This is a genomic window from Aureimonas phyllosphaerae, from assembly GCF_047943035.1.
GTDB classification, from domain to species: Bacteria; Pseudomonadota; Alphaproteobacteria; order Rhizobiales; family Rhizobiaceae; genus Aureimonas; species Aureimonas phyllosphaerae.
This window is the reverse complement of the sequence record NZ_CP181348.1, coordinates 716,005-729,545: the sequence shown is the minus strand read 5'-3', so window position 1 is coordinate 729,545 and position 13,541 is coordinate 716,005. Positions and strand designations below refer to the sequence as shown.

The following is a 13,541-nucleotide window of genomic DNA, read 5'->3' as shown; positions in this document are numbered from 1 at the left end:
CGCCGGGCCGCGCCGCTGCCACTGTTTCACGTGGAACAGGTCGGCACCAACCTTCGACCGGTTTCGGGACCCCGTCCGGTGTCCCGTCCCGAACGCCTCGAGCCAGGAGCGCCCCGATGTCTGACCGCGTGATGATCGTCACCGGTGGCTCGCGCGGGATCGGCGCGGCGACCGCGCGTCTCGCCGGGGCCGCCGGCTATGCGGTGCTGGTGAACTATGCAGCCAACGCGGACGCGGCCGAGGCCGTGGCCGGCGACATCAGAGCCGCCGGCGGGCAGGCCGAGACGGTGCGCGGCGACGTCGGGTCGGAAGCCGATATCCTCGGCATCTTCGAGGCGGCCGACCGGATGGGTCGTCTCGCAGTGCTGGTCAACAATGCCGGGGTCGTCGACCAGCCATCAGCGGTCGCCGACATGGACCTCGCGCGGCTCGAGCGCATGTTCCGCATCAACACGATCGGCTCGTTCCTCTGTGCCCGCGAGGCGGTGCGTCGCCTGTCAACCGCGCGCGGCGGGCAGGGGGGCGTGATCGTCAATCTCTCCTCGGCCGCCGCCAAGCTCGGCTCGCCCGGCCAGTTCGTCGATTATGCCAGCGCCAAGGGCGCGATCGACACGTTCACGGTCGGCCTCGCCAAGGAGGTCGCGGCGGAGGGCGTACGTGTCTGTGCGGTGCGCCCCGGCATCATCGAGACCGACATCCACGCCTCCGGCGGCCAGCCGGACCGCGTCGCGCGGATGACGCCCGACCTTCCGATGCGCCGGCCGGGCAGCGCCGAGGAGGTGGCACGCGCGATCCTGTGGCTGGCGTCCGACGAGGCGAGCTATTCCACCGGCGCGATCCTCGACGTGTCCGGCGCGCGGGCGATCCTGCCGTGACGGGGCGCGGGGTGCTCGCCCTGGTGCTGGCGACCGGCGGCGTGGCGGCGGCGGCCGAGCCGCCGGCCTATCGCGACGACCGCTCGACGCCCGAAGCGGTGGTCGGATCGCTCTACAACGCTATCGAACGGCAGGAATACCTGCGCGCCTGGTCGTATTTCCGCGAGGAGGCCGCCAAACCCTTCGACGCGTTCGCCGCCGGCTATGCCGACACGCCCCATGTCCGGCTGAAGCTCGGGACCGCGACCGGCGAGGGCGCGGCGGGTTCGACCTATTACCGCCTTCCCGCGGTCGTGGAGGCCGAGACCGCGTCGGGAACGCGCGTCTTTGCGGGCTGCTACGAGCTGCGCCTCGTCCAGCCGGCGGCGCAAGGCGAGCCGCCCTTCCGACCGATGGGGATCTCGGGCGCACGCCTCGCCGCCGTCGACGAGAGCTTCGATGCCGCGACGGGGCGCTGCGACACGGGGGCGACGCCATGACCGCCCCGGTTTCCTTCGCGCTCGCGCGTCCCAAGTCCTCGGGCGAGAGAGGCGCAAGGCGTCTCCAGGCAAAGGTCCGGTCCCGATGACGTCGCTTCCCCTCGAACTCACCCTTCTCGGCTGGTCCGTCGTGCTTCTCGTCGTGCAGATCATGCTGCAGGGGCACTTCGTCACGCGCGAGCGCGGCCGCGACTGGAACGCCGGCCCGCGCGACGGCGAGGCCAAGCCGCTCGGCACCATGGCCGGGCGCGCGACGCGCAACCTCGCCAACTTTCAGGAAACCTACCCCGCCTTCGTGGCGCTCGCCCTTGGCCTTGCCCTATCGGGGCGCACGGGCGGCATCGGCGAATGGGGCGCTGGGCTCTGGTTCGTCGCCCGCATCGCCTACGTGCCCCTCTACCTCAAGGGCGTGCCCTACGTCCGCAGCCTGGTATGGGTCCTCTCGATGCTCGGCCTCCTCCTGATGCTGATCCGCTTCCTCTAGACATCCAACGACCGGAACCAACCCATGTCCGACACCACCTCCTTCGATCTCGTCGTCATCGGCTCCGGCCCCGGCGGCTATGTCGGTGCCATCAAGGCCGCGCAGCTCGGCCTGAAGGTCGCCGTGGTGGAGAAGCGCCAGACCTACGGCGGCACCTGCCTCAACGTCGGCTGCATCCCCTCGAAGGCCCTCCTCCACGCCTCCGAGATGTTTGCGGAAGCCAACCACTCCTTCGCCGACCTCGGCATCAAGGTGGCGCCTGAGCTCGATCTGCCGACGATGCTCAGCCACAAGGACAAGACGGTGAAGGCCAATGTCGACGGCGTTGCCTTCCTGTTCCGCAAGAACAAGATCGAGGGCGTCACCGGGACGGGCCGCATCGTCAAGGCGGGCGAGGTCGAGGTGACCGGGCCGGACGGCGCCAAGCGGACGCTCCAGACCAAGGCGATCTGCATCGCCACGGGCTCGGAGGTCGCGGGCATTCCGGGCGTCAGCGTCGCCTTCGACGGCGAGACGATCGTCTCCTCCGACCACGCGATCGCGCTCGCCAAGGTGCCCGCCTCGATGGTGGTCGTCGGCGGCGGCGTGATCGGGCTCGAGCTGGGCTCGGTCTGGTCGCGCCTCGGGGCGCGCGTGACCGTGGTCGAGTATCTTGACAAGATCCTCGGGCCGATGGACGGCGAAGTGTCCGCCCAGTTCCAGAAGCTTCTCGTCAAGCAGGGCTTCACCTTCAAGCTCGGCGCCAAGGTGACGGCGGTGGAGAAGACGGGATCGGGTGCTTCCGTGACGTTCAAGCCCGCCAAGGGCGGCGCCGCCGAGACGCTGGAGGCCGAGGTGGTGCTGGTCGCGACCGGCCGCCGCCCCTTCACCGACGGGCTCGGCCTCGACGAGGCGGGCGTGACGCGCGACAAGGCCGGCCGCATCGAGATCGACGCGCACTACCAGACGAACGTGCCCGGCATCTACGCGATCGGCGACGTGGTGAAGGGCCCGATGCTGGCGCACAAGGCCGAGGACGAGGGCATCGCGCTCGCCGAGATCCTCGCCGGCCAGAAGGGCCACGTGAACTACGGCGTCATCCCGTCGGTGGTCTACACCTCGCCCGAGATCGCCTCCGTCGGCAAGACCGAGGAGGAGCTGAAGGCGGAAGGGCTGGACTACAAGGTCGGCAAGTTCCCGGTGATGGCGAACGGGCGTGCACGCGCCATGCTCCACACCGACGGCTTCGTGAAGGTGCTGACCGATGCGCGCACCGACAAGGTGCTGGGCGGCCACATCGTCGGCTTCGGTGCCGGCGACATGATCGCCGAGATTTCCGTGCTGATGGAGTTCGGCGGCTCCGCCGAGGACCTCGCGCGCACCTGCCACGCCCATCCGACCCTGTCGGAAGCCGTGCGCGAGGCGGCGTTTGCGGCCTTCGCCAAGCCGATCCACGTCTGATCGACGGGCCTCGCAGATGATGAAAGGGGCGGCGCATCCCGTGCGCCGCCCCTTTTCATGTCAGAGTGTCAGGCGTTTCCGCCGGCCCAGAAGCCGCGGTCGAGGGGCAGGCGGGCCACTTCGCGCCGCTCGCCGTCGAGGACGCGGGCGTGGTCGCCCCATTCGTCGGCAAAGCCCGAGCGCGTCAGCACCTCGCGCACCGCGCCCACGGCCTGTTCGTCGGTCACCGCGTTCAGGGCGTCGTGGAACGGTCCCGGCACCCAGGCCGACCCGTCCACCCGTCCCGTTTCGATCCGGTATCGCGACATCCGTTCATCCTCCCGAGATGGTTGACGACAGGAGTGTGAACCCATCCGGGACGGCTGTCACCTTTCCAAATCGTCAGGAACGGCGCCCTTCGACGCATCGGCGGTAGGCGCGCGCGCCGTCGCGCTCGGCCTGCGTGCGCGCGAACGCGTTGGCGCCGAAGCCGTCCTCGTTGTCTGCGAAGTTCTCGTAGGTGTTGCGGGCCGTCTGGTCGGCGTAGTTGTCGCAGCCGCGCCGCACCGGCGGGCGGTAGGACGCGGGCGCGAGGCCGAGCGTCGGCGCCGCCGTCGGCCGCCCGTCGAAGGCCGGACCGTCGACGGCGGTGCAGCCGGATAGGGCAAGGACGGCAAGGAGGGGCAGGGCAAGGCGCATGGCGGCTCTCCGGGACCGGGGCGCGCCGCGGGCGGGACCTGCCGGCCGGCGCGCGCTTCCATCAGGTCGGGAGAACGCCGGATATTGTGGGCCCGTTCCTCCGGCTCGGAGCCGGCGGGCGTCAGTCGGCGCGCGTGACGGTCCATCCGGCGCGCCGCAGCGCCGCCACGAGGCCGGTTTCGCCGGGCAGATGCAGCGCACCGACTGCGACGAAACGCCCGCCCTTCGCGAGGAGCGGCTGGAGCCGTTCGGCCATCAGCGCATTGCGGCGGTGGACGACGCGATCCTCGAAGGCCTGTGTCACGGCGAGCGAAGTCGCCGCATCAGTCCCGGACGGCAGGGCCTTTTCCGTGGCGGGTCCGATCAGCGCGATCTGCCCCTTCAGGTAGAGATCGATCATCGTCTCGAAGAGGTCCGGCATGCGGTCGACGAGCGCGACGCTGGCGACGAGATTGTCAGCCTGGAGGTCGAGCGGCATCGAGGCCAGCGCCTCAAGCTGCTCGGCAGCGGTCTCGAGCCCGTCGAGCGGCTTGGCTGCGGCTGCCGCCCGCTCGGCGATCGCGACGTCGAGCACCTTCGCGCCCTTCGCCGTGCGCTGCGTCTCGCAGTCGGTCATCAGGAGGCCGGCGGCGACGAACCAGGGCTGGAGGCGGGCGATCGTCGCCGCCGGCGTGCCGCGTGCTTCCAGAACCGGCACGATGCGCGCCATGCCGTCCTCGCCGACGACGCCCGCCAGCGTCTGTCCGGCGGGCAGGGTGGTGAGATCGGCGCGCGACAGGAGCGTCGCGCCCATCCGCGCGGGGTCGAGGACGTCGGTGGTCTCGATCACGACGCCGTCGGACCCGTCGAGCGCACGGTCCGCCGCATCCGGCAGATCGACGATGCGCGGGTCGGACAGGTGCATGGTGCCGAAGAGGAACGAGGGCTTCAGCCCTTCGCGCTCGATCCGGAAGAGGCGTCCCTCGCCGTTCGCGATCGCGGCGGCCTCCCGCTCCGGCCCGGCCATCTCACCGCTCGCGACGAGACCGGGCACGAGGCTGCGGCCCTCCCGGCAGGCGGGAGCCTCGGGAGCGGGTTCTGCGGCGTCGGCTTCCGAGACGGCGGCCGCCAGGAGGAGCGCGATGCACAGGAGAAGCGGGAAGAGGTGCGGCAGTGCCGACAGGATCGCCGGAAGGAGGCCGCGGGGCGGGCGTTTCGTCATCGAGCTTCGCTGTCCCGTGCGGGTGGGGCGGATCGGCCGGCCGGCGGCCGCCGCGGCGACGACCTGTCGCCACGACCCGTCCTGACTACCCGAAGAATCCGACGAAATGCTGAAAGGCACGATCACGCGGCGGAAGCGTCACCCGGCGCGGGCCCTGCGCGCGCGGGGATGGGCGGTCTGAAACGCCTGCAGGAGGCGCCCGCCGTCGACCGCGGTGTAGATCTGCGTCGAGGACAGCGAGGCGTGGCCGAGGAGGTCCTGGATGGTGCGCAGGTCGCCGCCCTTGGCCAGCAGATGCGTCGCGAAGGAATGGCGCAGCGCATGCGGCGTTGCCGAGGCGGGAAGCCCGAGAAGCCCGCGCAGCCGCGCCATCTCGGCCTGGACGATCTGCGGCCGGAGCGGCCCGCCGCGCGCGCCGCGGAACAGCGGCGTGCCGGCGGCGAGATCGAACGGACAAAGCCGGCGATAGGCCGCCACTGCCTCGAGGACGGCCGGCAGGAGCGGCACGAGGCGTTCTTTCCGCCCCTTGCCGAGGATCGTCATCGAGCGCGCCGTCTGGTCGCAGAGCGCATCGCCCTCCAACGCCAGCGCCTCGGAAATGCGCAGGCCGCAGCCGTAGAGGAGGGTAAGGACGGCGACGTTGCGCGCGGCGATCCAGGGGCTCGATGCCATGGCGCCCGCCTCCTCGGTCACCGCCAGCGCGTCGACGACGGCCAGCGGCCGCGGCAGCGACTTCGGTTGCTTGGGCGCGCGCATCGCGGCGGGTCCCGCCGAGGAGGCAAGGCCCTCGCGCTCCAGGTGACGCACGAAGGAACGGATGCCCGACAGGATGCGGTTCAGGCTGCGCGGCCCGAGCCCCTCGCGGCGCCGCTCGGCGAGAAAGGCGCGAAGGTCGGTCGCCGACAGGGCGGCGAGGTCGCCGGGCTCGGCTGGCCGACCGTGGTAGCGCGCGAGAAAGCCGAAGAACTGGCGCACGTCCCGCTCGTAGGCTTCGATCGTCAGGCGGCCGGCGTGGCGCTCGACGCCGAGCCGGTCGAGCCAGGCGGCCTTCAGCTGGAGGAGCGGGGTGGTGGCGGAAACCAGAAGGGGTTCGGACATTGGACGGCATCTCGCGCGACGGACCGGAGGGAACCACCAGAACGCAGCCTGGTAAAGGCATCGTTGCGGCTGGACGAAGCCCGGCCTTCCCCCATTTCGCTGACGAGCGGTCCGGCCGATGCGCCGGAACCCGAAACGCCAAGGGATTCACCCACCCCGCATCGCGCGGCCGAGCACAAGGGAAGACTGATCCATGAAACGCCATGCCACCGCCATCTGGAACGGCGCGCTCGCCGACGGTCGCGGGTCGCTGACCACGCAGTCCGGCGCCCTCGACAATCACGGCTATTCCTTCAAGGCCCGCTTCGAGGACGAGAGCGGCAAGTCGGGGACCAACCCGGAAGAGCTTCTGGCCGCGGCCCATGCCGGCTGCTTCGCCATGCAGCTCTCGCACTTCCTCGCCGAGAACGGCACGCCGGCCGACGAGCTGAAGGCGCGCGCCGTGGTCGCCGTCGAGCAGGCCGACGGCGGCTTCGAGGTGAAGTCCTCCGCGATCACGCTGGAAGCCCGCGTTCCGGGCATCGAGGACGCCAAGTTCAAGGAACTCGCCGAGAAGGCGAAGGCCGGCTGCCCGATCTCCAAGGCGCTCGGCGCCATCGAGGTCAGCCTCGACGCCAAGCTGGTCTGACACGTCGGGAGGGTCCGCCTGATGGGCGGACTCTCCCCTCAATCCCGCCGGCGCTTGCGCCCGTAGAGCTCCAGCCGGTGGAAGACGATCTCGTAGCCGAGCGACCGAGCGACCTCGTCCTGCAGCGCCTCGATCCGCTCCGACGAGAACTCGATCACGTCCCCCGTGTCGAGATCGATGAGATGGTCGTGGTGCTCGCCGTCGGCCTGCTCGAAGCGCGAAGGACCGTTGCCGAAGGCATGGCGGTGGATCGCACCCTTCTCCTCGAGAAGCCGCATCGTGCGATAGACGGTGGAGAGGGAGATCGACGGGTCGACCGCCGACGCCCTGCGGAAGATCTCGAGCGCGTCCGGGTGATCGGGATGCTCGCGCAGGATAGCGATGATGGTGCGACGCGGCCGCGTGATGCGCACGCCCGCCTCACGCAGGAGCGTTTCGTAGTCCGGCAGCGGCTGCGAGGGAGCAAGGGGGCGAGGCATCGTCATGGCGCGGTGTCATAGCCGATCGAAGCTGACGGGAAAACCGCCGGCACGATCGTGATCCGTCCCGAAGGGCTAAAGGCTCCTTCGCGACGTTGGCAGAGGCAGCCCGAACAGGGATCGCACCTCCATCGGGGGATGGAACGGTGATAGATTCTCGAGGCTTCCAAGTTGGAGACACCGGCAACGACGCCCCCCGTGACGACTGTCTGACGGTCTGGCGACGGTGCAAGCTGTTGTTCGGGCTTCGGATTTGCACTTTTTCCCGAATGGTCGAATTTTTTGTATTGACCGCCGCGGCGTGTGCCCCCTATAAGCCGCTCATCGACGACGGCGGTGGCGCCGGGGCGGACGGGTTGGACGGCTGAGGCGGTCTGGTTGGTTTGCCGGGAAGTTGGGTTGGCGGTTGTGTTCTTCCGGGATTTCTGGGAGGGGATGGCTGGCTGGCTCGGTTTTGCGCCTCTTGTGAGTGTCGGACGAGTTTTTTCGAGTTTGCTTCTGGCATGCTTGAAGGGTGGCTGGCCAGGTTGGTCACCCGAGCGGCGGACTGTTGTGGTTTGCCGGGTTCTTTGAGAATTGAAGAGAGAACGGAAGAAAGAGAGACGTGGACGGCGGTGTTGGCCGAGGACGGCTTGGGGCGATATCCTTTTCGCCCTGGGTTATGTCCGAGAGCTGAACCGACGATAGACACGTTTCGTTGAGATGAGAGCGGACGGCATGTTTGCTGGCTGGTTGGGCGTGAGCCTGGCTGGCTGGTTTGTGTTGTCCGGTACAAACTCTCGTTGATGCTTTGAGACAGTGACTTGAAGTCGGGATAACTCTTATCAAACCTGAGAGTTTGATCCTGGCTCAGAACGAACGCTGGCGGCAGGCTTAACACATGCAAGTCGAACGCCCCGCAAGGGGAGTGGCAGACGGGTGAGTAACGCGTGGGAATCTACCCTGAACTGCGGGATAGCTCCGGGAAACTGGAATTAATACCGCATGTGCCCTGAGGGGCAAAGATTTATCGGTTCAGGATGAGCCCGCGTCCGATTAGCTAGTTGGTGGGGTAAAGGCCTACCAAGGCGACGATCGGTAGCTGGTCTAAGAGGATGATCAGCCACATTGGGACTGAGACACGGCCCAAACTCCTACGGGAGGCAGCAGTGGGGAATATTGGACAATGGGCGCAAGCCTGATCCAGCCATGCCGCGTGAGTGATGAAGGCCCTAGGGTTGTAAAGCTCTTTCACCGGGGACGATAATGACGGTACCCGGAGAAGAAGCCCCGGCTAACTTCGTGCCAGCAGCCGCGGTAATACGAAGGGGGCTAGCGTTGTTCGGAATTACTGGGCGTAAAGCGCACGTAGGCGGACATTTAAGTCAGGGGTGAAATCCCGGGGCTCAACCCCGGAACGGCCTTTGATACTGGGTGTCTTGAGTTCGGAAGAGGTGAGTGGAATTGCGAGTGTAGAGGTGAAATTCGTAGATATTCGCAGGAACACCAGTGGCGAAGGCGGCTCACTGGTCCGATACTGACGCTGAGGTGCGAAAGCGTGGGGAGCAAACAGGATTAGATACCCTGGTAGTCCACGCCGTAAACGATGGAAGCTAGCCGTCGGGGGGTTTACCTTTCGGTGGCGCAGCCAACGCATTAAGCTTCCCGCCTGGGGAGTACGGTCGCAAGATTAAAACTCAAAGGAATTGACGGGGGCCCGCACAAGCGGTGGAGCATGTGGTTTAATTCGAAGCAACGCGCAGAACCTTACCAGCCCTTGACATGCCACGACGTCCTCAGAGATGGGGTCATTCCTTCGGGACGTGGACACAGGTGCTGCATGGCTGTCGTCAGCTCGTGTCGTGAGATGTTGGGTTAAGTCCCGCAACGAGCGCAACCCTCGCCCCTAGTTGCCAGCATTTGGTTGGGCACTCTAGGGGGACTGCCGGTGATAAGCCGGAGGAAGGTGGGGATGACGTCAAGTCCTCATGGCCCTTACGGGCTGGGCTACACACGTGCTACAATGGCGGTGACAGTGGGCAGCCAGCCAGCGATGGTGAGCTAATCCCCAAAAGCCGTCTCAGTTCGGATTGCACTCTGCAACTCGAGTGCATGAAGTTGGAATCGCTAGTAATCGTGGATCAGCATGCCACGGTGAATACGTTCCCGGGCCTTGTACACACCGCCCGTCACACCATGGGAGTTGGTTCTACCCGAAGGCGTTGCGCTAACCCGCGAGGGAGGCAGGCGACCACGGTAGGGTCAGCGACTGGGGTGAAGTCGTAACAAGGTAGCCGTAGGGGAACCTGCGGCTGGATCACCTCCTTTCTAAGGATGGACCTTTGACGGCCTCTTGGCCCCCGATCCTCGGATCGGCGCCCGGGACCACCGTATCGGTCTGTTTTAGAACAAGACGACGGCCAGTCAGGCTGTTGTCGACATAGACTAGGCCCTGTCCAAGCAGCTTCGGTTGTGGGATTGGGGTGATGGCCGGCATCGCCGCCCATGTTTCTCTTTCTTCCTCGAATGGTGGTGGTGGCCGCAGCGCTGATAGAGCGATGCGGTGCCGATGACGGACGAGAGTTCGGGCCCGTAGCTCAGTTGGTTAGAGCGCACCCCTGATAAGGGTGAGGTCGGTAGTTCGAATCTACCCGGGCCCACCATGCTTCTTCGTGAGGAAGGGGCGTGGTGGACCCGGGGGTCCCTCCCAGGGTTGCGGTTTGGTCCTCGAATAGGGGCTTTAGCTCAGCTGGGAGAGCACCTGCTTTGCAAGCAGGGGGTCGTCGGTTCGAACCCGACAAGCTCCACCATTCGGAAGAAAGCAAAGTTTGCGGCACGGCTTTGGTTGTGTCGCCCGTTCTTGAACATGTGAAGAGAAGACGGATCCTGACGGGTCACCTGGCGGCAACGCACGGGTGGACTGGTCCGAGGTTCCTCGCTGGAAGGGTTCATCGCCCGACCGGGTCAAACGAGGGCTTCTGTTGGATGGGTGTGCCTGACCGCCGCCCTTGGGGTTCGTCTCTGGAAGCTGGTCTTTCGCCAGTTCCGCCTCTAGCCGGGGTGGGATTGGCATGAGCCATGCTGCAGGACGCCGATCCCCGTTGCACGCGGGCCGGTGTTTGCATGGCTCGAAGAGAATGAAGCGCACATGAGCATCTCTCTCTTCTCAGCAGCAAAGCCGACGATGACGAACGAGACGCCCCGAACCCGATGAGGGTTCGCAAGGCCGACCGGCCGTCGCCGCTCGTGCGGCGCGCCCCGCGCAGACGATCGCCTCGATAGGCGATCGGCGTGAGCGGAGCTGAGAACTGATGATCATGGGCGATGAGAACGATCAAGTGTCTTAAGGGCATCTGGTGAATGCCTTGGCATGCACAGGCGATGAAGGACGTGATACGCTGCGATAAGCCATGGGGAGCTGCGAATAAGCTTTGATCCGTGGATTTCCGAATGGGGCAACCCACCTCCGAGCCTTGGTCAGATCGGAACGGCACTGGATGGCGATGAGCTGTCCGGTGGTGTTGCGGTGACCAAGGTTCAACAGCGAGGTATCTAACCTTCGAATACATAGGGGTTAGAAGCGAACTCGGGGAACTGAAACATCTAAGTACCCGAAGGAAAGGACATCAACCGAGACTCCGTTAGTAGTGGCGAGCGAACGCGGACCAGGCCAGTGACCATCTTGAGAAGAAGCCGAACAGGTTGGAAAGCCTGACAAGAGTGGGTGATAGTCCCGTAGGCGCAATGTCTGAGATGGTCCATGAGTAGGGCGGGACACGTGAAATCCTGTCTGAAATTGGGGGGACCACCCTCCAAGCCTAAGTACTCGTGCATGACCGATAGTGAACCAGTACCGTGAGGGAAAGGTGAAAAGCACCCCGACAAGGGGAGTGAAAGAGAACCTGAAACCGGATGCCTACAAACAGTAGGAGCCCAAGGTTTGTCCTGGGTGACTGCGTACCTTTTGTATAATGGGTCAGCGACTTAGTCTGGCGAGCGAGCTTAAGCCGATAGGTGTAGGCGCAGCGAAAGCGAGTCTGAACAGGGCGTTCAGTTCGTCGGATTAGACCCGAAACCGAGTGATCTAGCCATGAGCAGGTTGAAGGTGCGGTAACACGCACTGGAGGACCGAACCCGCATCTGTTGCAATAGATTGGGATGACTTGTGGCTAGGGGTGAAAGGCCAATCAAACTCGGAAATAGCTGGTTCTCCGCGAAATCTATTTAGGTAGAGCGTCGACCGAATACTCCAGGGGGTAGAGCACTGAATGGGCTAGGGGGACTCACCGTCTTACCAAACCCAATCAAACTCCGAATACCTGGAAGTACTAGTCGGCAGACACACGGCGGGTGCTAACGTCCGTCGTGAAGAGGGAAACAACCCTGACCGACAGCTAAGGTCCCCAAGTTATGGCTAAGTGGGAAAGGATGTGAGAATCCCAAAACAACCAGGATGTTGGCTTAGAAGCAGCCATCATTTAAAGAAAGCGTAACAGCTCACTGGTCTAGATTTAAGGGTTCTTGCGCCGAAAATGTAACGGGGCTCAAGCCATACACCGAAGCTTCGGGTTTACGCCTCTGGCGTAAGCGGTAGCGGAGCGTTCCCTAGGCCGTTGAAGGAGGATCCGTGAGGACCTCTGGAGGTATGGGAAGTGCGAATGCTGACATGAGTAACGATAAAGGGTGTGAGAGACACCCTCGCCGAAAGTCCAAGGGTTCCTGCTTAAAGTTAATCTGAGCAGGGTGAGCCGGCCCCTAAGGCGAGGCCGAAAGGCGTAGTCGATGGGAACCACGTTAATAGTCGTGGGCCTGGTGGTGAGTGACGGATCCCGTGTGTTGTCGACCCTTATTGGATTGGGTCGGCTGCGAAGGGGTCCCAGGAAATAGCCCCACCGTATAGACCGTACCCGAAACCGACACAGGTGGACTGGTAGAGCATACCAAGGCGCTTGAGAGAACTGCGTTGAAGGAACTCGGCAAATTGCACGCGTAACTTCGGAAGAAGCGTGACCTCCACGGGCGCAAGCTTGTGGTGGTGGCACAGACCAGGGGGTAGCGACTGTTTATCAAAAACACAGGGCTCTGCGAAGTCGCAAGACGACGTATAGGGTCTGACGCCTGCCCGGTGCTGGAAGGTTAAGAGGAGGGGTGCAAGCTCTGAATCGAAGCCCCAGTAAACGGCGGCCGTAACTATAACGGTCCTAAGGTAGCGAAATTCCTTGTCGGGTAAGTTCCGACCTGCACGAATGGCGTAACGACTTCCCCGCTGTCTCCAACGCAGACTCAGTGAAATTGAATTCCCCGTGAAGATGCGGGGTTCCTGCGGTCAGACGGAAAGACCCCGTGCACCTTTACTATAGCTTTACACTGGCATTCGTGTCGGCATGTGTAGGATAGGTGGTAGGCTTTGAAGCGTGGGCGCCAGCTCGCGTGGAGCCATCCTTGAAATACCACCCTTATCGTCATGGATGTCTAACCGCGGCCCGTCATCCGGGTCCGGGACAGTGTATGGTGGGTAGTTTGACTGGGGCGGTCGCCTCCCAAAGAGTAACGGAGGCGCGCGATGGTGGGCTCAGACCGGTCGGAAATCGGTCGTCGAGTGCAATGGCATAAGCCCGCCTGACTGCGAGACAGACAAGTCGAGCAGAGACGAAAGTCGGTCATAGTGATCCGGTGGTCCCGCGTGGAAGGGCCATCGCTCAACGGATAAAAGGTACGCCGGGGATAACAGGCTGATGACCCCCAAGAGTCCATATCGACGGGGTTGTTTGGCACCTCGATGTCGGCTCATCGCATCCTGGGGCTGGAGCAGGTCCCAAGGGTTTGGCTGTTCGCCAATTAAAGCGGTACGTGAGCTGGGTTCAGAACGTCGTGAGACAGTTCGGTCCCTATCTGCCGTGGGTGCAGGAATATTGACAGGATCTGTCCCTAGTACGAGAGGACCGGGATGGACATACCTCTGGTGGACCTGTTGTGGCGCCAGCCGCAGTGCAGGGTAGCTATGTATGGACGGGATAACCGCTGAAGGCATCTAAGCGGGAAACCCACCTGGAAACGAGTATTCCCTATCAGGGCCGTGGAAGACGACCACGTTGATAGGCCGGATGTGGAAGCGCGGTAACGCGTGAAGCTGACCGGTACTAATCGCCCGATCGGCTTGATCGTTCTCATTCGCCCATGATCATCCCCGCGCAATCGCC

At 64.5% G+C, this 13,541-nt stretch carries 10 protein-coding genes, 2 tRNA genes and 2 rRNA genes; 9 read left to right on the top strand and 5 right to left on the bottom strand.

Features of this window, described 5'->3' with window-relative positions:
* Window positions 1–116 precede the first annotated feature (116 nt).
* The 4 genes from ACLNGM_RS03320 (at window position 117) to lpdA (ending at window position 3,278) form a co-directional block, all read left to right on the top strand.
* Entirely contained in the window at window positions 117–875 is a 759-nt protein-coding gene (locus ACLNGM_RS03320) for an SDR family oxidoreductase (RefSeq protein ID WP_416357175.1), read from the top strand.
* Complete coding sequence (locus ACLNGM_RS03315) at window positions 872–1,354, top strand: hypothetical protein (RefSeq protein ID WP_416357174.1); 483 nt, start codon at window positions 872–874, stop codon at window positions 1,352–1,354. Before ACLNGM_RS03320 ends, ACLNGM_RS03315 begins: the two co-directional genes overlap by 4 nt.
* A gap of 85 nt (window positions 1,355–1,439) precedes the next feature.
* Window positions 1,440–1,838, top strand: a complete 399-nt coding sequence (locus ACLNGM_RS03310; protein ID WP_090965178.1) for an MAPEG family protein — start codon at window positions 1,440–1,442, stop codon at window positions 1,836–1,838.
* Window positions 1,839–1,862: 24 nt separating this feature from the next.
* A complete protein-coding gene (gene lpdA, locus ACLNGM_RS03305) occupies window positions 1,863–3,278 on the top strand; it encodes a dihydrolipoyl dehydrogenase (protein WP_416357173.1) in 1,416 nt (471 codons plus the stop codon).
* Between the two features lie 68 nt (window positions 3,279–3,346).
* Here the strand turns inward: lpdA and ACLNGM_RS03300 are convergent, their stop codons facing one another.
* From ACLNGM_RS03300 to ACLNGM_RS03285, 4 genes are all read right to left on the bottom strand, one after another.
* Entirely contained in the window at window positions 3,347–3,586 is a 240-nt protein-coding gene (locus tag ACLNGM_RS03300; protein ID WP_294642187.1) for a hypothetical protein, read from the bottom strand.
* 73 nt (window positions 3,587–3,659) lie between these two features.
* On the bottom strand, window positions 3,660–3,956 hold the full coding sequence (locus ACLNGM_RS03295; RefSeq protein WP_416357172.1) for a hypothetical protein: 297 nt from the start codon (window positions 3,954–3,956) through the stop codon (window positions 3,660–3,662).
* Window positions 3,957–4,077: 121 nt separating this feature from the next.
* On the bottom strand, window positions 4,078–5,157 hold the full coding sequence (locus ACLNGM_RS03290) for a TraB/GumN family protein (RefSeq protein ID WP_416357171.1): 1,080 nt from the start codon (window positions 5,155–5,157) through the stop codon (window positions 4,078–4,080).
* 138 nt (window positions 5,158–5,295) lie between these two features.
* Window positions 5,296–6,255, bottom strand: a complete 960-nt coding sequence (locus tag ACLNGM_RS03285) for a tyrosine recombinase XerC (RefSeq protein ID WP_416357170.1) — start codon at window positions 6,253–6,255, stop codon at window positions 5,296–5,298.
* 193 nt (window positions 6,256–6,448) lie between these two features.
* Here ACLNGM_RS03285 and ACLNGM_RS03280 point away from each other — a divergent pair, with 193 nt between their 5' ends.
* Complete coding sequence (locus ACLNGM_RS03280) at window positions 6,449–6,883, top strand: OsmC family protein (protein WP_416357169.1); 435 nt, start codon at window positions 6,449–6,451, stop codon at window positions 6,881–6,883.
* A 38-nt stretch (window positions 6,884–6,921) separates the two neighbouring features.
* Here the strand turns inward: ACLNGM_RS03280 and ACLNGM_RS03275 are convergent, their stop codons facing one another.
* The gene (locus tag ACLNGM_RS03275; RefSeq protein ID WP_416357168.1) at window positions 6,922–7,368 is read right to left on the bottom strand and encodes a Fur family transcriptional regulator; all 447 of its coding nucleotides are present in this window, start codon (window positions 7,366–7,368) and stop codon (window positions 6,922–6,924) included.
* Between the two features lie 820 nt (window positions 7,369–8,188).
* Between ACLNGM_RS03275 and ACLNGM_RS03270 the strand changes: the two genes are divergently transcribed.
* The 4 genes from ACLNGM_RS03270 (at window position 8,189) to ACLNGM_RS03255 (ending at window position 13,506) form a co-directional block, all read left to right on the top strand.
* A 16S ribosomal RNA gene (locus tag ACLNGM_RS03270) occupies window positions 8,189–9,669 on the top strand.
* Window positions 9,670–9,927: 258 nt separating this feature from the next.
* Window positions 9,928–10,004: transfer RNA gene (locus ACLNGM_RS03265), tRNA-Ile, on the top strand.
* 71 nt (window positions 10,005–10,075) lie between these two features.
* A tRNA-Ala gene (locus tag ACLNGM_RS03260) sits at window positions 10,076–10,151 on the top strand.
* A gap of 522 nt (window positions 10,152–10,673) precedes the next feature.
* Window positions 10,674–13,506 (top strand): 23S ribosomal RNA (locus ACLNGM_RS03255).
* The 16S and 23S rRNA genes sit together here with 2 tRNA genes alongside, the layout of an rRNA operon.
* Window positions 13,507–13,541: the final 35 nt, after the last annotated feature.

What these genes read in the sequence shown, in the direction of transcription:
- ACLNGM_RS03310 (WP_090965178.1), top strand. Translation starts at nt 1,440, where the DNA reads ATGACGTCGCTTCCCCTCGAACTCACCCTTCTCGGCTGGTCCGTCGTG.
- ACLNGM_RS03295 (WP_416357172.1), bottom strand. Translation starts at nt 3,956, where the DNA reads ATGCGCCTTGCCCTGCCCCTCCTTGCCGTCCTTGCCCTATCCGGCTGC.
- ACLNGM_RS03290 (WP_416357171.1), bottom strand. Translation starts at nt 5,157, where the DNA reads ATGACGAAACGCCCGCCCCGCGGCCTCCTTCCGGCGATCCTGTCGGCA.
- ACLNGM_RS03280 (WP_416357169.1), top strand. Translation starts at nt 6,449, where the DNA reads ATGAAACGCCATGCCACCGCCATCTGGAACGGCGCGCTCGCCGACGGT.
- lpdA (WP_416357173.1), top strand. Translation starts at nt 1,863, where the DNA reads ATGTCCGACACCACCTCCTTCGATCTCGTCGTCATCGGCTCCGGCCCC.
- ACLNGM_RS03285 (WP_416357170.1), bottom strand. Translation starts at nt 6,255, where the DNA reads ATGTCCGAACCCCTTCTGGTTTCCGCCACCACCCCGCTCCTCCAGCTG.
- ACLNGM_RS03320 (WP_416357175.1), top strand. Translation starts at nt 117, where the DNA reads ATGTCTGACCGCGTGATGATCGTCACCGGTGGCTCGCGCGGGATCGGC.
- ACLNGM_RS03300 (WP_294642187.1), bottom strand. Translation starts at nt 3,586, where the DNA reads ATGTCGCGATACCGGATCGAAACGGGACGGGTGGACGGGTCGGCCTGG.
- ACLNGM_RS03275 (WP_416357168.1), bottom strand. Translation starts at nt 7,368, where the DNA reads ATGACGATGCCTCGCCCCCTTGCTCCCTCGCAGCCGCTGCCGGACTAC.